Source organism: Plantactinospora endophytica, assembly GCF_016862915.1.
In the GTDB taxonomy this organism is placed as follows: domain Bacteria; phylum Actinomycetota; class Actinomycetes; order Mycobacteriales; family Micromonosporaceae; genus Plantactinospora; species Plantactinospora endophytica.
Window position 1 is genome coordinate 1 of sequence record NZ_BONW01000077.1, and the last position, 1,303, is coordinate 1,303.

Below are 1,303 nucleotides of genomic sequence, written 5' to 3' on the forward strand. Positions count from 1 at the left end.
CCTAGTGTCGCGTGTCTGAAGTGGTTTGACGGAGCGGGTGCGCGACAATGAGGTTTGGCTGTCGCTGCCCGGTTGATGCTGCGTGCTGGTGATGGTGCCCGGTTGCGGGAGTGGACGCGATCTTCAACGGCGTCGGCTGGGCATGTGCAGCGGGCTCGGATGGTGTTGTTGGCGGCGGAAGGGCTGCCGAACGCTGAGATCGGCCGGCGGGTGGGTGTGACCCGTCAGACGGTGATCGCCTGGCGGGCCCGGTATGAGGCGGGTGGGATCGACGCCCTGGCGGACCTGCCTCGCTCGGGGCGACCGCCCGTAATCGACGAGGCGGCGATCGTAGCGTCCACGCTGAACCCGCCACCTCCCGAACTGGCGGTGACGCACTGGTCGGCGCGGCTGCTCGCCAATCACATGAGCAGGGCGGGGATGCCGGTCAGTTTCGCGGAGGTGGCCCGGATCTGGCGGGCCTGGGACCTGCGACCGCATCGGGTGGAGACGTTCAAGTTCTCCACCGATCCGCAGTTGGAGGCGAAGATCCGGGATGTGGTCGGTTTGTATCTGGACCCGCCCGCGAACGCCGTTGTGGTCTGCGTTGACGAGAAGTCGCAGATCCAGGCCCTGGACCGGACCGCGCCACTACTGCCGATGCGTTTCGACCAGGCCGAACGCCGCACCCACGACTACCGCCGCCACGGCACTACGACCCTGTTCGCGGCCTTGGAGGTCGCGACCGGGAAGATCACCGGGGATGCCTGCTACAAGCGGCACCGCAACTCTGAGTTCCTGGCCTTCCTCAAGCAGGTCGCGAGGGCCCATCCGCGGGTGAAGCTGCACGTCGTGGCCGACAACTACGCGACCCACAACCATCCGAACGTCAAGGCGTGGCTGGTGAAGAACCCAAGGATCAGCATGCATTTCACCCCGACCAGCGCGTCGTGGATGAACATGGTCAGAATCTTCTTCGGGATCATCACCCGGCAGGCCATCCGCCGTGGCACCTTCACCAGCGTCCCGGACCTGGTAGGCGCCATCCGCGCCTTCATCGACGGCTACAACCAACGTTGCCAGCCGTTTCGCTGGACCAAGACCGCCGACCAGATTCTTGCCAGAGCCGACCGGCGCCCCCCACGCCACGGCACCACCGCGGAGAGCGCGGCATGAGTCGACGGCGGTACGTGGCACGCGGAGTATCTGGCGGGTACCGAGTCTGGGACAACAAGGCCCACAGGTGGTGGGGTGACCTCTACCAACTCTGCCCCGACGACCTCCTCACCGAACTCAACGGCGAAGCCAACCCGGACAAGATCAC

The 1,303-nt window shown here is 66.0% G+C and carries 1 protein-coding gene; it reads left to right on the top strand.

Annotated elements, in window-relative coordinates:
• Positions 1–75: 75 nt before the first annotated feature.
• Positions 76–1,155, top strand: a complete 1,080-nt coding sequence (locus Pen02_RS41390) for an IS630 family transposase (RefSeq protein WP_203871680.1) — start codon at positions 76–78, stop codon at positions 1,153–1,155.
• Positions 1,156–1,303: the final 148 nt, after the last annotated feature.